This is a genomic window from Pedobacter gandavensis (assembly GCF_032678745.1).
Lineage (GTDB): Bacteria > Bacteroidota > Bacteroidia > Sphingobacteriales > Sphingobacteriaceae > Pedobacter > Pedobacter gandavensis_C.
Window position 1 is genome coordinate 112419 of record NZ_JAVTST010000004.1, and the last position, 19028, is coordinate 131446.

General features: G+C 38.4%; 19 protein-coding genes. 10 read left to right on the plus strand and 9 right to left on the minus strand.

Annotation, left to right across the window (positions count from 1 at the left end):
* Window positions 1-131: 131 nt before the first annotated feature.
* Together R2S10_RS14730 and R2S10_RS14735 are read left to right on the plus strand one after the other, a co-directional pair.
* Window positions 132-914: a LytTR family DNA-binding domain-containing protein gene (locus R2S10_RS14730; protein ID WP_316841189.1), complete on the plus strand. Its 783-nt coding sequence runs from the start codon at window positions 132-134 to the stop codon at window positions 912-914.
* Entirely contained in the window at window positions 901-3855 is a 2955-nt protein-coding gene (locus R2S10_RS14735) for a histidine kinase (protein ID WP_316841190.1), read from the plus strand. Before R2S10_RS14730 ends, R2S10_RS14735 begins: the two co-directional genes overlap by 14 nt.
* 302 nt (window positions 3856-4157) lie before the next feature.
* Here R2S10_RS14735 and R2S10_RS14740 read toward each other — a convergent pair whose 3' ends face one another.
* Window positions 4158-4820: an acetyltransferase gene (locus R2S10_RS14740; RefSeq protein WP_316841191.1), complete on the minus strand. Its 663-nt coding sequence runs from the start codon at window positions 4818-4820 to the stop codon at window positions 4158-4160.
* Between the two features lie 635 nt (window positions 4821-5455).
* On the opposite strand from R2S10_RS14740, the gene R2S10_RS14745 reads away from it, so the two are divergent.
* Entirely contained in the window at window positions 5456-5641 is a 186-nt protein-coding gene (locus tag R2S10_RS14745; RefSeq protein ID WP_316841192.1) for a hypothetical protein, read from the plus strand.
* 72 nt (window positions 5642-5713) lie between these two features.
* Window positions 5714-6832 (plus strand): GNAT family N-acetyltransferase, encoded by a 1119-nt coding sequence (locus tag R2S10_RS14750; protein WP_316841193.1) that lies wholly within the window; start codon window positions 5714-5716, stop codon window positions 6830-6832.
* Window positions 6833-6838: 6 nt separating this feature from the next.
* On the opposite strand, the gene R2S10_RS14755 is transcribed toward R2S10_RS14750, so the two are convergent.
* The 8 genes from R2S10_RS14755 to mce all read right to left on the minus strand — a co-directional run bounded on the left by R2S10_RS14755 (window position 6839) and on the right by mce (window position 12565).
* Entirely contained in the window at window positions 6839-7168 is a 330-nt protein-coding gene (locus tag R2S10_RS14755) for a helix-turn-helix domain-containing protein (protein WP_182960997.1), read from the minus strand.
* A 40-nt stretch (window positions 7169-7208) separates the two neighbouring features.
* On the minus strand, window positions 7209-8564 hold the full coding sequence (locus R2S10_RS14760; RefSeq protein WP_316841194.1) for a UDP-N-acetylmuramate--L-alanine ligase: 1356 nt from the start codon (window positions 8562-8564) through the stop codon (window positions 7209-7211).
* A 53-nt stretch (window positions 8565-8617) separates the two neighbouring features.
* A complete protein-coding gene (gene prmA, locus R2S10_RS14765) occupies window positions 8618-9457 on the minus strand; it encodes a 50S ribosomal protein L11 methyltransferase (RefSeq protein WP_316841195.1) in 840 nt (279 codons plus the stop codon).
* Window positions 9457-10221 (minus strand): triose-phosphate isomerase, encoded by a 765-nt coding sequence (gene tpiA / locus R2S10_RS14770; RefSeq protein WP_316841196.1) that lies wholly within the window; start codon window positions 10219-10221, stop codon window positions 9457-9459. The genes prmA and tpiA overlap by 1 nt, the downstream gene beginning before the upstream one ends.
* Before the next feature lie 67 nt (window positions 10222-10288).
* Complete coding sequence (locus R2S10_RS14775; RefSeq protein WP_316841197.1) at window positions 10289-11455, minus strand: putative sugar nucleotidyl transferase; 1167 nt, start codon at window positions 11453-11455, stop codon at window positions 10289-10291.
* A 71-nt stretch (window positions 11456-11526) separates the two neighbouring features.
* The gene (locus R2S10_RS14780; protein ID WP_316820644.1) at window positions 11527-11775 is read right to left on the minus strand and encodes a type B 50S ribosomal protein L31; all 249 of its coding nucleotides are present in this window, start codon (window positions 11773-11775) and stop codon (window positions 11527-11529) included.
* Window positions 11776-11870: 95 nt separating this feature from the next.
* Window positions 11871-12158 carry a hypothetical protein gene (locus R2S10_RS14785; RefSeq protein WP_316841198.1) on the minus strand — a complete coding sequence of 96 codons (288 nt, stop codon included), beginning with the start codon at window positions 12156-12158 and terminating at the stop codon, window positions 11871-11873.
* Window positions 12158-12565: a methylmalonyl-CoA epimerase gene (gene mce, locus R2S10_RS14790; protein ID WP_316841199.1), complete on the minus strand. Its 408-nt coding sequence runs from the start codon at window positions 12563-12565 to the stop codon at window positions 12158-12160. Before mce ends, R2S10_RS14785 begins: the two co-directional genes overlap by 1 nt.
* A 124-nt stretch (window positions 12566-12689) precedes the next feature.
* Between mce and R2S10_RS14795 the strand changes: the two genes are divergently transcribed.
* From R2S10_RS14795 to R2S10_RS14820, 6 genes are all read left to right on the plus strand, one after another.
* Window positions 12690-13901: an IscS subfamily cysteine desulfurase gene (locus tag R2S10_RS14795; protein ID WP_316841200.1), complete on the plus strand. Its 1212-nt coding sequence runs from the start codon at window positions 12690-12692 to the stop codon at window positions 13899-13901.
* Window positions 13902-13967: 66 nt separating this feature from the next.
* Entirely contained in the window at window positions 13968-14381 is a 414-nt protein-coding gene (gene iscU, locus R2S10_RS14800) for a Fe-S cluster assembly scaffold IscU (protein WP_062549730.1), read from the plus strand.
* A 60-nt stretch (window positions 14382-14441) separates the two neighbouring features.
* On the plus strand, window positions 14442-14768 hold the full coding sequence (locus R2S10_RS14805) for a HesB/IscA family protein (protein WP_062549731.1): 327 nt from the start codon (window positions 14442-14444) through the stop codon (window positions 14766-14768).
* A 115-nt stretch (window positions 14769-14883) separates the two neighbouring features.
* A complete protein-coding gene (locus tag R2S10_RS14810) occupies window positions 14884-16791 on the plus strand; it encodes a long-chain fatty acid--CoA ligase (RefSeq protein WP_316841201.1) in 1908 nt (635 codons plus the stop codon).
* 203 nt (window positions 16792-16994) lie between these two features.
* A complete protein-coding gene (lysS, locus tag R2S10_RS14815; protein ID WP_410478980.1) occupies window positions 16995-18716 on the plus strand; it encodes a lysine--tRNA ligase in 1722 nt (573 codons plus the stop codon).
* Window positions 18717-18802: 86 nt separating this feature from the next.
* Window positions 18803-19015, plus strand: a complete 213-nt coding sequence (locus R2S10_RS14820) for a hypothetical protein (protein WP_316841202.1) — start codon at window positions 18803-18805, stop codon at window positions 19013-19015.
* Window positions 19016-19028 lie beyond the last annotated feature (13 nt).

Genomic DNA, 19028 nt, shown 5'->3' on the forward strand with positions numbered 1-19028 from the left:
AGTTTTCTAAAATTTCTTAGGTTTTATGTAGGCACTTACGAGAGAAAAGATGGCTTGGTTTTCAGGAAGGACAAAAAAGATTCTTACATCCCTCAATTTTTTAATAAATTCACCCTATAAACCCGATAGAAGTGCTAAATACGATTATTGTTGATGATGAAGAGTTTGCCCGATCCTCCCTTTATTTCCTGGTTCAGGAAAATTGCGAGAACATTCATATCGCGGGGATTGCAAAATCAGTAGCTGAAGCAAAGCTGCTTTTGAGCAATCACCAGATCGATTTGATCTTCTTAGATATTGCTATGCCCGCTGAAAATGGTTTTGAGCTGATTCCTGCTGCACAACAGCACAACTCCCATGTCATTTTTACTACGGCTTATGATCAGTATGCGCTTAGGGCCATTAAGGCCAATGCACTGGATTATCTATTGAAACCTATTGACATTGATGAGCTAAAACTAGCCGTTGAAAAAGCAGGAAAATACATTGCCTTGAATAAAAAGGTACACAATAGGAATGAAAGTTTGCAAAATCTGGCAGCGAATCTTTCCGACCGTTCAGAGATTAGAAAAATCAGCTTGCCGAATGGGCAAGGCTATTCTTTGATCGACATCAACGACATTATCCATATCGAAGCAGACAGTAATTATTCTGTTTTTCACCTGGTCAATAAAGAAAAAATCACCGTTTCCAAAGTCTTAAAGGAATACGAAGAGATTCTTCCTGAGCAGCAATTTGTGCGCATTCATAAATCAAGCATTGTTAACCTGAATTATATAAAGGAATACAATTCGAAAAATGGTGTGGAGGTACTTTTGAAAAACGGCGAAAAGATTGCGGTTTCCAGAAGGCGGGCGAGTGATTTTGCGGAAAAAGTTAAATCCTATATCAGAATTGAAAGTGATAAATTTTAATAGAAAAGGGATCATTAGATTGATCATTCCTTTCATTTTCTGCCTGATCAGCAGTTTAAATGTATTTTCTCAGCGTGCTTACCTGCAGCATTTTGATACGAAAAGCGGCTTACCCAGTAACAACTGCTTTTATACCATGCAGGACAGCAAAGGTTATATCTGGATTGCAACAGATGCAGGTGTTAGTCGCTTTGACGGGAAAGTTTTTGAAACCTTCTCTGTGAATGATGGTTTGCCTGACAATCAAATTTTGCAATTAAAAGAAGACAGAAGTGGAAAAATATGGTTTCTGGCTTTAAATGGTCAGCTCAGTTATTTTTTTAAAGGTAAGATCTATAATGAAACGAACAACCAGCTGCTAAAGCTATTAAAGTTCAATGCGGTGATCGTATCATTTTTCCAGGATAGTAAGGATAGAATCTGGCTGGGCACCAATAAAAATACCCTGGTGATGTACAATGGAAAATCGATCACCAAATACATCTCTGCCGATCATGACCGCCAGTTCATCAATGCGATTGTACATGAAGACGAGGCCGGAAAAATATGGGCGATCAGCAATACTTCTGTTCGGGTCATGGACACAAATACCTTCAAGGTAGTTCCCTACCAAAGTTTACCGATATCTTATAAGACTGCCCTCAATTTACCTAATAAAACCCTTGCCTATCTTGATCAAAAAGGCCTGAATATCCGAAAAGGAAATCAGGAGCTATTGAAGATGAAAATCAGTCCGGAGATTCTCAGCAATGATCCCGGTTATTTCTATACCGATCAAAACCTCGACCTCTGGATCAGTAATAATGCTGGCATCTACCATTTTGCAGCCGGTGGCAAAATGAATCGTTATCTGGAAAACATCTCCTCCAGTCAGGTGATAAAAGATGCCAAAGGGAATATGTGGTTTACCACCAGCAACGGTATTTATATGCTGCCTCAGGAAAATGAACGTTTGTATGTGGTCAATAAAAGTAACGGACTGAGCAGCGACCAGGTAAAGAGCATCACCAAAGACGATCGCAACAGGTTATGGTTAGGGCTGGATGAAGCAAAAATCAATGTCTTAGATCTAAATAATGGCCAGATCAATAAGATCGCGTTACCAGATCAAAAGAAATACAACATCATCAAACAACTTGCTTTTGACTCTTTGAATCATGCCATTTATTTTGCTTCAGATTATGGCCTTGGCAGGATCAACGACATCTATCAGCAGAACCGTCAGCTCGACTTTCTGAAAGAAACGAACAATTCAATGTTCGTAATTAAAAGTTTTAGCATTGCCTCAGGAAAAAACCTTGCCCTGGCGCTTTCCTCCGGTGTGGTTATTATTCCAGATCGGGAACGCAGGTTTGAGTTCACCTCTCTATCCTTTAAACAAGGGGAAGATTTCTTTAACAACCGTTCTTACCGGGTCTTTTATGACCAGGCGCAGAACCTTTGGTTTTCCAATGTGAATGGATTGTCGCAATTTTCAAAGGGTATCTTGTCCAACTATTATGGAAAACAACCGCTTTTAACAAAAAGGATCAATGATATCCAGGAGCTTTCAGATCACACCATTGTATTGGCAACTGATGGAAATGGCTTGATTTTCATGAGAAACGGCCGCATTTTAAAGGTGATCACACAGGATGATGGCCTGGCAGATAATATTTGTAAAAGGCTGTTTGTGAAAAATGATGAAACTTGGGTGGTGACGAATAATGGCATCAATAAAATCGATTTCAAAAACGATAAAGCAGTTGTAGAATCTTTCGGTTTTACCAATTCCTTACTAACGGATGATGTAAATTGCTTGTTTATCGGGGATAAAAACGCCTATTTCGCTACCAATAGTGGTCTGGTTTATTTCGACGTGAATTACTCCATCCATAAAAATGAGGCGCCAAAAGTATACATCACTTCGGTGGTGAACAATAAGAATAAGTTGGGCATGAATCATCCGGATCATATCCTGGAGCCTTCCGACAACAGCATTACCTTTTTCTACAGTGCTATTGATTTCCAGAATAAAAACGTGTTATACCGGTATCGTCTAAAACCAGATGCACCCTGGACGGAAACCCGTAGCCGCAGAATTGAATTCTCTACCCTGGAACCCGGGGCCTATATTTTTGAACTGAGCGCGAAATCCAACAACAGCGACTGGAGTACTCCTGCTACTGTAAGTTTTGTGTTAAAAGCATATTTCTGGCAAACCACCTGGTTCCTTGTGTTGGTCTTTCTACTGGCAGGTCTGGCTTTTTATAAGTTAGCAGTGGTGGTTACCCGTCGCCAAAAAAACAAAGAACAGGAGCAATTACTCTTGAAGAATAAGATCCTGATGCTGGAACAGCGTGCCTTACAAGCGATGATGAATCCTCATTTCGTATTTAATGTGATGAATTCCATTCAGCATTACATCAATACCAAGGACACGAATTCTGCGAATAAGGTTTTAACCGGTTTTGCAAAGCTGATTAGAAAAAACCTGGAGATCTGTACCCGCAGTTTTATTACGCTGGAAGAAGAGCTGGATTATCTGGAACTGTACCTAAGTCTGGAGAAGAAAAGATTCGGTGATAAACTGATCTATCAAATTCGGGTAAGTCCGGCCATCGATAAAGATGAAACCATGATTCCTTCTATGATCCTCCAGCCTTACATTGAAAATGCAATCTGGCATGGCATTATGCCTAAGGAAGAAGGCGGAAAAATAGACATCCTGATAGACCTTAAAGGACCCGACCACCTCATCATTAAAATTATAGATGATGGCGTAGGAATTGAAAACTCATTGAGGGATAAAAAGGGAGAACACCAGAGTAAAGGAATGGATCTGACCAAAGAGCGTATCCATTTATTAAACCAGGTCGAAGCAAATCCTATACAGATAAATGTACAGCAAACTGGATTATCGGGCACTTTTGTATCCATTTTGATTCCGCTTTACGCTTAATTTACCGTTTACTCAATTATAAGTACCACTTACTAAGTTAAAATTGATGATAGTTAAATTAGCCCTAAACTTGTTATAGATATTAAAACAAACATAGTTTGTAAAAAGCGTTCTTATAGAATTGATCAAAGATATTTTACCTAACCTAAAACTATATCTCAATTCAGGTTTCATTTGTGTGTTAAAAAGTGGTAAAGCCTCAAACTTTACCATTTTTTTTTGCCCTGATTTTCGCAGCAGCTCATCGCCCCTCTTTTCCTAAAAAAAGAATGCCCCCTAAAATTACTGGATCATCAACAGTTTTATGTTGTTTTTTGGAATAGGGTTAATTTTCTCGAATCCCCAATCCGTTGGGGAGTTGGAGGATTTGAAATGAGCATATCGTCGTCCGTGTTTTTCGTGATAAAAACACCTGCACCAATTACATTTCTATTCCCTATATAAAGGTCCTCTTTCACAGAGGAGTTAATCCCCAGAAAAGAATTATTTCCAACGGTCACATTTCCAGCAAGTATATTACCAGACAATAACACGTTATCCATAATTACAGAATGGTGACCTATCCTTGCACCGATTAACATACAATTATTACCGATGGTGACAAAGGGCTGAATGTCACAACACTGGTCTATAAATATATTTTGTCCGACTACTAAATCTGGCCAGACATTGGCCTTGGAAGAGATGTAATTTGCAAAAGCATAGCCCGCTTCCTTTACTTTATGATAGATACTTTCCCTCACATTATTTCTACCAATTGCAATATGCATTAAGTGATTATTTTGAGGGTATCGGCTTAAAACATCTGCAAAACTAAGAATAGGTAAACCTAACAACTTAGTTCCTCTTGCGGGTACATAAGCATCATCCACACAAAAAGCGACAACTTCATAAGCGCTATCGTTATTGAAAGAATAGCAAATGAACTCTGCCATTTTTCCTGTTCCATAAATAACTACTTTCATAATTTCCCTTTAATTCTGCCAAATAAAGTTAAAGTTATTTTAAGGTAAAACCCATAGGAGGAGGAATATTGAAAAACACTACTTAACAGATTTACAGTGTTTTAATCCGCAAAATTTCATTTGGAAATCGGCTATTAAATACCATAGCTTCACACAAATTGCACAGTAAACATAGGTTAATCCACAGATAGTTCGCGGTGGAACTCGAATCGATTGTAAACCTATTTCACGTTTTTACTGAGAAGGGCTTACAATTTTTACTGGAATGAAGAACGATTTTAGAGATTCATCAGACCGTTTAGGAAAATGAGTTACTATTTCAGGATTATTTTGTGAAAAATTTCGGAAATAATTAGAATTCCTTTTTCAATGATCGCTAAAGTATTTATCCTTAACATCATTTATCAAATCAGGATAAATTTCCTGGAATAGACAACATCATTTCAACAAAAATTACACTGCAAAGTAACCCAATACTCCGGTGATTTTTTTTCAAAAATACGCTGACTATAAAAGTTTTTTATACTAATTTTGATGCACGAAAAAATCAAATAAACACTGTTGTTTATATTTATAAAGATTTTTTGTAATTTTAACGTATCAATACAAACCTTACTGAATTTATTTTTTTTGTAATGAAAACTCCAAAAAAACCGACTAGCAAAAGTCCATTAGTTGACCCTGAAACTGACATCGATGATTCAAGTGAAGAAACCGGCAATAAGAAGTCGTATCAAGATGAAGACGACGACTTTGACCTGCCATTAGACGACCTGGATGGTTTCGAGAATTTCGGTGATGACGATGACGACGACTATTAAAAAACAGAACATACTATTTTTTTAAGCATCCCCCTATAGGGATGCTTTTTATTTTAATTCAGCCCAGCATACATGCAGATTATCCCAGTATCCGATTCGAAGACAAAAAAAGAATTTTTAAATGTGGCCCGCTTTCTTTACAAAGATGACCCCAACTGGATTTGTCCGCTTGATCAGGATATTGAACAAATCTTTGATCCTAAAAAGAATACCTTCTTTTCACATGGGAAATGTATCCGCTGGATTTTACAAGATGCCAGTGGTAAGACCATTGGAAGAGTTGCTGCATTTATCAACGACAAAAAAGCCTATCAGTATGAGCAACCTACCGGTGGCATGGGTTTTTTCGAATGTATAAATGATCAGGAAGCTGCATTTCTTCTGTTTGATCAGGCTAAAACCTGGTTGCAGGATCAAGGAATGGCTGCCATGGATGGTCCAATCAATTTTGGAGAGAATGATTCTTTCTGGGGTTTACTCGTAGAGGGCTTTACGCCGCCTTCTTACGGCATGAATTACAATCATGAGTATTATCATGCGTTTTTCAAAAACTATGGCTTTGAGAAGTCTTATGAGCAAATCACCAATCACCTTGCCGTGAGGAACCCTTTTCCTGAGCGCTTTACAAAAATCGCCAATTGGGTAGCGAATAAGCCGGGTTATACTTTTGAGCATTTCTCCAAGAAGAATTCAGAAAAATATGTTCAGGACCTGATGGAAATCTATAATGATGGCTGGAAAGATTTTGAAAAATTCGTTCCTATCAAAAAAGAGACTTTACAGGAAAGCTTTAAGAAGATGGAAACCATTATGGATGAGAAATTGATCTGGTTTGCTTATATCAATGGAGAACCTGCTTCTTTTGTAGTGATCATTCCTGATGCCAATCAAATGATCAAAGGTTTTAATGGGAAACTAGGCTTAATAGAGAAGTTGATGTTCCTGTACAAACGCTGGGTTGGCGTGAATAGAATGCGTGCCATCGTAATGGGTACGAAACAATCCTTCCAGAAACATGGACTGGAATCGGCATTATTTATAAAACTGAAAGAATATGTGCTACCTCTAAATCAATATGATGAACTGGAGTTGAGCTGGGTAGGTGATTTTAATGACAAGATGCTGTCAATTCATGAAGCAACAGGTGCCACTTTTGGCAAACGACACCTGACGCTACGTATGATATTTTAAAAAAACTTATTTTTCGCGGATTTCTTCATAAAGATCAATCACCTTCTTTTGAAGTTTGATGATCTCTTCTTCTCTCAAAGATAGTTTTTCTTTGAGGGCATTAATTTCTTCAAAATTAAGGGACTGAGGGTTTTCACCTTCTTTAGAGATGATGTCCATCGTCGATACCTGGAATAGGTTCGCTATTTGCTCTAATCTTGAGATGTTGATATCTGTAATACCCGTTTCGATTTTTGAAAAGGCAGGAATTGAAATATTTAGACGTTTAGCCACTTCCCCTTGGCTCCAGCCATTTTTCTGGCGTAATTGTCTAATGTTTTTTCCAATGATATTCATGTGATAAATTTAGGTGTATTATTCTAGTTTATACTTTATGTTAATTAGTAGTCAACTCACGTGCCAATTTCACCAAATCCAGGCCACCAAAATTCCCGGAGCTCATTAATAATAAATTTGTGCGATTAAAATTCATACTCAATAAGTAATCATTTAATTCGTCAGAATTATTAAAAAACTGTAATTCATTACAATTAAACGCATTTTGTACATCTAATTTGCTAAATGGGTTAATCTTTTTATGCTTAAAAGTTTCTTCATCAATGTATACAATTGAACAATCTGCTTGTTTCATTGTATCTGCATATTGTGCTAAAAACTCTTTATTCAAACTGCTAAATGTATGTAACTCTATACACGCTACCAATTTCCTTTCCGTAAATTGAGTTTTCACGGCTTCTATGGTCGCTTTTAACTTTGAAGGGGAATGTGCAAAGTCTTTATAAACATTCGTCTGGTCTTTTTTGATCAATACTTCCAGTCTTTTTGCAGCTCCTGTAAAAGAAGAAATGGCTGCATTAAACTGCGCATTACTTAGCCCTAAAGCCTCGCAAACCAAACGTGCAGCATTGAGGTTCATCAAGTTATGATTTCCAAAGACATTTAAAACGGTATGATCTGGCAACAGGGAAGTTACACCATCCTTTACCTCATGCTGAGGAATTTCATATCCTATTTTCTGTACATTAGCTGTAGACCTTTCCACTAATTGATTCAAATCTTCATCAGCAGTACAATAAATTAGTTTTCCTTCCGGTTGAATAGTGTCTATAAACAGTTCAAACTGACGGGTATAATCTTCGAAAGTTGGGAAAACATTGATATGGTCCCAGGCAATCCCACTAATTACCGCAATATTTGCTTTATATAAATGAAATTTCGGTCGCCTGTCTATAGGAGAAGCCAGGTATTCATCACCTTCAATAATGATCAAAGGTGCTTCATCCGTCACTTTCACCATAGTATCAAAACCAGCTAATTGCGCACCTACCAGGTAGTCAAAATCACGGTTATAGTAATTCAATACATGAAGAATCATGGAAGTAATGGTGGTTTTACCATGGCTACCACCAATCACTACCCGTAGTTTATCTTTGGTTTGCTCATAGATATATTCCGGGTAAGAATAGATTTTAAGGCCTAGTTCCTGTGCTTTTAGTAGTTCAGGATTATCCAGCAGCGCATGCATTCCTAAAATTACCGCGTCTAAATCCGGAGTAATGCGACTTGCATCCCAGCCCATTTGTTCAGGCAGGATACCATGTCGGGCCAAACGGCTTACAGAAGGTTCAAAAATAACATCATCAGAACCTGTAACCTGATAGCCTTTTTTGTGTAGGGCAATGGCCAGGTTGTGCATGGCACTACCGCCAATTGCTATAAAATGTATGCGCATATGTCAATGATAAAATAAGGTATAAAAAAATACCGCCGAAGCGGTATTGATCTTTAGTCTTTTTTAAACTGGGCAGCTACCCATTCTCCTATTTTCTTATGATCTACATACCTGATCTGCAAAGCTTCACAGGCTGCTTTAATCATATCCAAATCTGGAGTTTCATAGAAACCACTGAAGAAAATACTTCCTCCTGAGGCCAGAACTCCTGAATAAGTAGGAATTTGATCCAACAGAATGTTTCTGTTGATATTTGCCAGAATGATGTCGAATGTTTGTTGCGGAATGGTTTCTTTACCACCACAAGCGGCAGTTAAGTTGGTAATGCCATTCAGCTCCGAGTTTTCTAAGGTACTCAGGTAGCACACGTCATCATTGTCTATCGCTACCAATGATGCAGCGCCTTTTTTAGCCGCTAGAATTGCTAGTATACCTGTTCCACAGCCCATATCAAGGATATTTTTTCCTTGTACATCTGTAGCCAGAATATATTGCATCATCATGGTTGTGGTTTGATGGTGACCGGTACCAAAAGCCATCTTAGGATCAATCACAATCTCATATTGATACTGTGGCTGGGGTTGATGGAAAGTTGCTCTTACATAGCACTGCTCGTCGATAATCAGGGGTTCGAAATTCTTCTCCCACTCCTCATTCCAGTTCTCCGCAGCAATCTCTGTAACGGCATATGTTATTTCCAGTTCTTCTTTATAGCTGTCCAGCACTGCAGTTAGATTTTCTAAGGCATAGCTATCCAGGTCAATAAATGCGGCAAAGCCATTTTCGGTATCTTCAAATGTATTAAAGCCAATCTCCGCCAAATCACTGATCAACAAATCTTGTTGATATTCTTCTATCGCTGTAAAGCTGAATGTTACCTTGATGTATTGCATTAAGAATTGAAAGTTTTAACGATGTCAGTAAAGTCTCTTGATTTCAGGGAAGCACCACCAATTAGTCCACCGTCAATATCCGTTTGAGCGAATAATTCAGCAGCATTTTTAGGGTTACAGCTACCACCATAAAGGATGCTTGTACCTTCAGCAATTGAAATACCATATTTAGTAGCGATTTCAGCACGGATGAAAGCATGAACTTCTTGTGCCTGCTCAGAAGAAGCAGTTAAGCCTGTTCCAATTGCCCAAACTGGTTCGTAAGCGATCACGATTTTAGCAAAATCAGCAGCTTCTAAACCAAACACACCATTTACTAATTGAGATTTCAATACGTCAAAATAACTACCGTTATTTCTTTCGTCTAAAGTCTCACCGATACAGAAAAGTGGAGTCAGGTTGTTTTGTAAGGCGATTACTGTTTTTTGAGCCAATAACTCATCAGTTTCTGCGAAATACTGACGTCTTTCAGAGTGTCCGATGATCACATATTCACAACCTACAGATTTGATCATCTTTGCAGAAGTCTCTCCTGTATAAGCGCCGCTTTCATTTTGGTGGCAGTTTTGAGCACCAATTTTAACGGTTTCTCCACCTAATTGTGCCAAACTGTTTAAATGAATGAATGGAGCACAGATGATGGCGATTTGGTCACCTTTTTTCTCATCTCTTACCATATTAACGATTTCTGAGAATAAAGATACCCCTTCGGCATAGTCTAAATTCATTTTCCAATTTCCGGCAACGATTTTTTTTCTGGTCATATTTTTATTGTTTTAGCGCCATGAAGCTAAGATAAAGGCTTCAATTCTGCTGTTTTTTTAATGATTATTAACTTCTGTATGACTTAGTCAATTCAAACACAGTGGTTAATATATTTTTTTCTACCTCATTGAAAGGTGTGTTTCTACGTTCAAAAACATGTTCCGCAGTTTCAAACATTTTGTCTAAGCGATAAGTTTGAAAGCCCTCTGCTCCACCCCATGAAAAATCAGGGATAAAGGTTTTAGGGAAGCCTGCGCCAAAAACATTGGCACCTACCCCAACTACAGATCCGGTATTAAACATGGTATTGATGCCACATTTAGCATGGTCGGCCATGATCATTCCGCAAAACAACATGCCTGTTTCCCGAAGAGCATCCAGCGTATAATCCCAGATTTTCACATCAGCGTAATTGTTTTTAAGGTTAGAGTTATTGGTATCTGCTCCAATATTACACCATTGCCCCATCACGGAATTACCAAGATAACCTTCATGACCCTTTGACGAATAGCCCCATATTACGGAGTTATTGATTTCTCCACCAACTCTGCTAAAAGGACCAATGGTAGTCTGACTGTAGATTTTAGCACCCATCTTAACTTGTGAATCATGGCAAAGCGCAAAAGATCCACGGATGTGCGCTCCTTCCCAGATCTGGCTATTTTTACCAATATAGATTGGTCCGCCTAAGCTGTTTAGCGTGGCACATTCGGCCCCGCCACCTTCTTCTACAAAAACTTCTTCTCCAAGTATAACGTTGGTACTGCTCAATATTGCGGAAGAACGACCTTTTGTCAAGAGGCTAAAGTCTTTTCTCAGCTCAACGTCGTTGTTTTTGAAAATATCCTCCGGATGGAAAATTCTAACCAGGGCTGCTTCATAATTGATAAACTTCAAATCAGCAGTCTGTTCAGGTTTGGTTCCAGATGCTGCACGATAAGCAATCAATAAATCTTGTTGTTTCAAAGCTTCGCCATCATTCAAACGATCTATCGCTTCCAGTAAGCCTTCATCAGGGCATACGGATCCATTAATGGATAAGCTGGCGCCTACCTGTGCTGGATATTTAATAGAAAGATATGGAATAGTGAGGAAGCCGGCAGTAGCATTTAGATGCCGCTCCCATTTTTGAGCTATGGTTAAAATTCCGACACGAAGGTCGGCAACCGGTCTTGTGAAAGATAGCGGACGTAAGGATGCCCAGGCATTATCATCAAATAAATTGATTGTCATAAGCAACAAAAATAAAAAAAGTCCCGAAGCAATAGCACCGGGACTTTAAAATAATTACTTTTTTGGTAGAATTACTTCTTAGCGTAACGAGTTTTAAATTTATCGATACGACCAGCTGTATCTACTAACTTCATTTTACCAGTATAAAAAGGGTGTGAAGTATGAGAAATCTCTAATTTGTATAGAGGGTATTCGTTACCATCTTCCCATGTGATGCTTTCTTTAGTATCTACACAAGATTTCGTTAAGAAAGAGTACTCATTTGACATATCTTTAAATACTACAAATCTATAGTTTGATGGATGCAGATCTTTTTTCATGATGCTTTTATATTATTATTTCCTTATTTCTCGCTTATTTTTAAGGTTGCAAATATCCTAAAATTATTTTTCATTAGCAAGGAAGTCTTGAAAAATTATCTACTATACTTTTTTCTAGTCTCGATTTTCTCTTTTTGTCGCCTTAGATAGGCCTCAGCAATGACTTCTGCCGAAGGGAGTTCCGAATTACTGATCAAAAGACTTTTCAATTTCTCCTCATCTACATCCGCACGGTACAATATGTTCATCATTTTGGAGATGTCATTATCGAGCAGATAGGCAAAAGCCTGCACCAATCGCTCCCGAATCTCGGCTTCCGTCCAGATTTCTTCTACTTCAAAATCTTTGCTGACGATGACGCTTAACGCTTTTAAATCTTCCATTATACCGTTTTAATCTCCTGACACAATTCTACCAATACTCCATTTATACCTTTCGGATGAAGAAAACAAACCAGTTTATTATCAGCACCAAGTTTAGGTTTTTCATTCAACAAGACAAAACCTTCCTTTTTTAATCGTTCCATTTCCGCCAGGATATCTTCTACATCAAAAGCAATGTGATGAATGCCTTCTCCTTTTTTCTCCAGGAACTTCGCAATCGGACTATCCTCTCGACTGGCAGACAACAATTCAATTTTATTCGCACCGGTTTGAAAAAACGCAGTGTGTACCCCTTCAGAAAGTACCTCTTCTCTTTTATAACAGGTGGTATTTAATAATTTTTCATAAAGATCGCAGGACAAATCCAGGTCTTTTACAGCAATACCGATGTGTTCAATTTTCCTCATATCTGGTTAAACGGTTAGAAAAATGTAAAAATGCAGGTTTTACCTATACGGTCATAGCTATTATTTATAATTGTTGGCGTTCTTTTTTCGTACATTTGTCTATTATTAAGAATAATTACATACGATGGAACTTCCTATTTACTTAGATAACAATGCAACTACTCCCCTTGACCCAAGGGTATTAGAAGCGATGCTACCATATTTCACCAACAAATTTGGTAACGCTGCCAGCCGTAACCATGCTTTTGGATGGGTGGCAGAAGAAGGTGTTGACTACGCTCGTGAACAAGTGGCGAAACTAATTGGCTGTACTGATAAAGAAATCATCTTTACTTCAGGTGCTACAGAAGCAGACAATTTAGGTATCAAAGGAGTTTATGAAATGTATCAGGACAAGGGTAATCATATCATTACCGCAACTACTGAACATAAAGCAGTTTTAGATGCTTGTAAACACTTAGAAAAATTAGGTGCTAAAGTAACTTACCTTCAAGTAAAAGCAGATGGTTTAATCGACCTTCAGGAGCTTGAAGCTGCAATGACTGAACAAACTATCTTAGTTACGATCATGTATGGTAACAATGAGATCGGTGTGATTCAACCAATTAAAGAAATTTCTGCTATTGCACATAAATACGGTGCATTATTCATGACAGATGCAACACAAGCTGTAGGAAAGATTCCTGTAGATGTAAATGCTGATGGTATTGACTTAATGGCATTCTCGGCACATAAAATGTACGGCCCTAAAGGTGTTGGTGCATTGTATGTACGTCGTAAAAACCCAAGGGTTAAAGTAACTGCACAGATTGATGGTGGTGGTCATGAGCGCGGTATGCGTTCAGGAACATTAAACGTTCCTGGTATCGTTGGTTTGGGTAAAGCATGTGAACTTTGCCGTTTGGAAATGGATGAAGAAGCAAAACGTTTATCTGCATTAAGAGATAAATTGGAAGGCGCTTTGTCTCAAATGGAAGAAAGCTATGTGAATGGTAACACAGAACACCGTTTACCACATGTAGCCAATATCTCCTTTAAATATGTAGAGGGTGAAGGCTTAATGATGTCGATGAAAGACCTTGCAGTATCTTCTGGATCTGCTTGTACTTCCGCTTCATTAGAACCTTCTTATGTATTGAAAAGCTTAGGTCTTTCTGATGATTTAGCACACTCTTCTATCCGTTTTGGATTGGGTCGTTTCACGACTGAAGAAGAAATTGATTTCGCTATTGAGCACACTAAAGCAGCAGTTAACCACTTAAGAGAGCTTTCTCCACTATGGGAAATGTTTAAAGAAGGAATTGACTTAAGTAAAATTGAATGGGCTGAGCACTAAGCTCCACTCATTAACAAACAATATTTAAATACAATCCCCGGAAACGGAGATTTAGAGGAAAATAAAATGGCATACTCAGAAAAAGTAATGGAACATTATACCAACCCTAGAAATGTTGGTACTTTAAATAAAGATAGCAAGAATGTAGGAACAGGATTAGTTGGCGCACCTGAGTGCGGTGACGTAATGCGCCTACAGATTGAAGTAGATGACAACAATGTGATCACTGATGCAAAATTCAAAACCTTTGGTTGCGGATCTGCAATTGCTTCTTCTTCTTTAGCTACAGAATGGTTAAAAGGAAAAACTGTAGATGAGGCTTTGACCATCGACAATATGGACATCGTGGAAGAATTGGCTTTACCGCCAGTAAAAATTCACTGTTCAGTATTGGCTGAAGATGCGATCAAATCTGCAATCAACGACTACCGTGTTAAAAACGGTATGGAGCCAATTGCAATGCCTAAATCTCATCACTAATTTCAATCTTAGTTTGGCAGGCAATTTGTTTTGCTATGCTAAACTTTAATTTTTAAAACGATGATTACGATAACCGATAAAGCGAAAAGCAAAATTGATCACCTGATGCAAGATGCGCAGATGGATGACACTTATTTTTTGCGCGTCTCTGTAAAAGGTGGAGGTTGCTCTGGTTTATCATACAATTTAGATTTTGATAACGAAGAAAAAACCGGAGACCAGTTTTTCGAAGACAGGGGGATCAGGATTGCATTAGACATGAAATCCTTCCTTTATCTTGCCGGTACTGAGCTTGACTTTTCAGATGGTCTAAACGGAAAAGGATTCAATTTCCATAACCCTAACGCGAGTCGTTCTTGCGGTTGTGGCGAGAGTTTCTCTGTTTAATTCATACACCTTATTGATTTAAAAGGGCACTGATGTGCCCTTTTTTCATGTACTGATTTTTTCTTTCCAAAGAAAAGTCTATCATTGTTCCTCCAATCAAACAAAATATTATAACATGGTATCATTTAATGAGTTTTCTACTGTCCCTAGTCTCTTGAGAAATGTGGTAGAAAATATCCATAAACCAACCGAGACTTTTCTCATTCATAAGAAGAATTCGGATTGGGAAGAAATCTCTTTTGAAACAACACTAGAACGCGCAGATGCAGTAGCTTCATTTTTCCTGGACAAGGGAATTGTAAAAGGAGACCGGATGGGCTTAATGATCGAGAATTCGCCCGACTATGTTTATTACGATCAGGGCATCCAACAGATTGGTGCAATTAACGTCTCCATCTACCCTACACTGTCTGAACAGGAAGTAACCTATATCATCAATGACTCTGGAATCAGAGCCATTCTGATCGGCAATCCTTTTCTATATAAAAAAGTAACCAAAATAGCAGAGAACTGTAAAAACCTACAATACATTATACCGGTTTTTGCAGATTACCAGAAGATTGCTTTACCAGAAGGAATGAAAGCAGCAGTAGTCGCTTTTTCTACTTTGCTGGAAACTCCGGTAAGCGAAGAAAAACACGCGCAAATCAAAAGCATCCGGGAAGCTTTACGCCCTTCAGATACTTCCTCCCTGATTTATACTTCAGGTACGACTGGTACGCCTAAAGGTGTAGTCTTATCGCACAACAACTTTGTACAAAACGTAAAAGTTTGTTTGCAACAGATTCCTATAATCGACGAAACGGAAATATTTTTATCCTTCCTTCCCTTATCTCATGTCTTTGAACGTACTGCAACCTATCATGTTTGCTGTGCCCAGGGATGTAAAATTGCTTATGCACAAAGTTTAGAGCTACTGGCAAAAAACATGGCAGAGATCAAACCAACGGTGATGAGCTGTGTGCCACGTTTATTGGAAAGAATCCACGATAAGGCCATTAAAAGCGGTACTGCTGGCGGCGGACTAAAATCAAAGATCTTCCTTTGGGCATTAGACATCGGACAAGAATACCGTGCTGAAAAAGAAGCAGGCAGACAACCAGGTCTGATTTTATCAGGAAAAAAAGCAATTGCAGAAAAACTGGTTTTCAGCAAAATCAAAGAGAAAACCGGAGGCCGTTTAAAATTCATGCTTTCCGGTGGTGCAGCATTACCTAAAAATGTGGGTGAGTTTTTCGGAAACCTGGGAATTAAAGTCCTGGAAGGTTTTGGCCTCACAGAAACCTCACCTGTAATGGCGGTGACTGAATACGACAGACAAGTATATGGTACTGTTGGTCGTGTGATTCCAGGTATTGAAATCGGAATTCAAGATGTAGAAACCAAAAAAATCATCAATATTCAAACTCATGAAACTTTTCAGGAGGATTTTGAATGCGCAGAAGGGGAAATTATTGTCCGCGGACATTGCGTCATGCAGGGTTATTTTAACAAACCTGCAGAAACTGCAGAAGCGATTGATAAAGACAATTGGTTCCATACCGGTGATATTGGTCGTTTCTATAAAGGAAACCTACAAATCACGGATCGCTTAAAAAATATGATTGTCAATGCTTACGGTAAAAACGTATACCCTACTCCGGTAGAAAACATTTACCTGAAAAGCCCGAAAATAGAGCAGCTGTTCCTGATCGGTGACAAAAGAGAGTATCTAACGGCGATTATTATCCCGAATAGAGAAACTTTACAGGAAGAGTTTAAATTAACGGATGCCTTTTTCCAACAGCCACAACTGTTTATTGAAGATAAAGAGATTGTAGATTGGATAGCTAAAGACATCAAAAAACTTTCTAATGAGCTGGCCAAGTTTGAACGCATCAAGAATTTCAAGATCAAAAGAAATCCTTTTAGTATTGAAGATGGCGAGCTTACACCTACAATGAAAGCAAAAAGAAAAGTCATTGAAAACAAGTATGCCGCAAACATCGACGAGATGTATACGGAAGAAGTTGAGGTCGACTAACCTTGTTTTTCCTGCTTCATCAGCAGTATAAAGGAGGCGTTTTTCAGAGCTGTGCTACATGTTATCACATTTATGATATATAATACCTCCTTTAATCGTATAAAAACCTCACAAATCACTATTTTTGTGAAGTCACAGGAATCTGTGATTATAATCAGCATAAAATAAACCTTTTCCGGCATGATGCCGGACAGATCACAAATATGAGTACAGGACTATCAGAACAAGAGTTGTTGCGTAGAAATTCGCTAAACCAACTTCGTGAATTAGGGATCGATCCCTACCCTGCTGAAGCATTCGAAATCAATGCCAATGCAGCAGATATTTTAGCTAACTACGAAAGAGATAAGACTGCATATAAGAACATCAGCATTGCAGGCCGTATCATGACCCGCAGAATTATGGGGAGTGCTGCCTTCGTAGAATTGCAAGATTCGACAGGAAGAATACAAGTTTACTTAAAAAGAGACGAACTATGCCCTGATGAAGACAAAACCTTATACAATACCGTATTCAAGAAGTTATTGGATCTGGGAGACTTTATAGGCGTAAAAGGCTATGTTTTCACTACCCAGACTGGTGAAATCTCTGTTCACGTTACGGAATTCAAATTGTTATCAAAATCCTTAAAGCCTTTACCAGTGGTAAAACGCGATGAGGAAGGAAATATTTACGATGGTTTTACTGATCCTGAACTGCGCTACAGACAGCGTTATGTGGATCTTACGGTAAACCCTGGATTCAAACAGATTTTCATCAACCGTTCAAAAGTCATCAATACGATGAGAAATTACTTTGATGAACAAGGTTGGATGGAAGTAGAAACTCCGATTCTTCAGCCAATCCATGGTGGTGCAGCGGCGCGTCCATTTGCGACACACCACAACACTCTGGATATGCCTTTATACCTGCGTATCGCTAATGAGCTTTACCTTAAAAGGTTAATCGTAGCTGGTTTTGATGGTGTTTATGAGTTCGGTAAAATGTTCAGAAATGAAGGTATGGACCGTACGCATAACCCGGAGTTTACCTCTATGGAAATCTATGTAGCCTATAAAGACTACATCTGGATGATGGGTATGGTAGAAGACTGTCTGGAGAAAATCACGATTGCAATTCATGGGAAAGCAGAAATTGAAGTGGGTAAACACAAAATCAATTTCGAAGGTCCTTATGAAAAACTAACGATGTATGAGTCTATCCAGAAATATACTGGTATAGATGTATCAGATATGACGGAAGAGCAAATCAAAGAAGTTTGCAAAAGCCTGAATATTGAAGTAGATCCTTCTATGGGTAGAGGAAAGCTGATTGATGAGTTGTTTAGCGAAAAAGTTGAAGCCAACCTGATCCAGCCAACTTATATCACGGATTATCCTTTGGAAATGACGCCTCTGGCTAAAAAACACAGAAGCAAAGAAGGTCTGGTAGAGAGATTTGAGCTGTTTGTAAATGGTAAAGAAATTGCCAATGCTTACTCAGAGCTAAACGATCCTATCGATCAGAAAGAGCGTCTGATCGATCAATTGAAACTGGCTGAAAGAGGTGATGATGAAGCCATGGCAATGGACGACGATTTTATTCGTGCATTGGAATATGGTATGCCTCCAACCTCTGGATTAGGTATTGGTATTGACAGATTAGTGATGTTGATGACTAACCAATCTACCATTCAGGAAGTTTTATTCTTCCCTCAGATGAGACCGGAGAAAAAAGCAAGAGTAACTACTGATGAAGATTTCGTAAATGCAGGTGTTCCAGCTGACTGGGTTCCTGTAATCAGAAAGATGAACATCAATACTATTGAAGAATTAAAAGCAGCAAATCCAAATAAGGTTTTCAATGACTTAGGAGGAATGCGCAAAAAACTGAAGCTGGAATTAACGATGCCTTCAAAAGAGGAAGTTGAAGCTTGGTTTGCTTAACAAACAGATAACATAAAATTAAAGGCTTGCTACATAAATTGTAGCAAGCCTTTTTTAATTTAGAGCATATTTAAAACCTAGAAATTATGTACAGCTCAAGTTTAGAAATCACAGAAAGCGAATACTGCATTAAGCTCAACAAAGAAGACTTTGACTTGACTTTAATCCGTCAGTTGATCACCAGGATCCAGTCGGAGCAATTGTTCTTCAGCAAGAAGAAAGAGGATCTGGAAGATGACAACATCAGCAGATCAAACCAGGACAATTATGAGAATTATGACCGATTGAGTGAAAAATAAAAAGCCACATTTT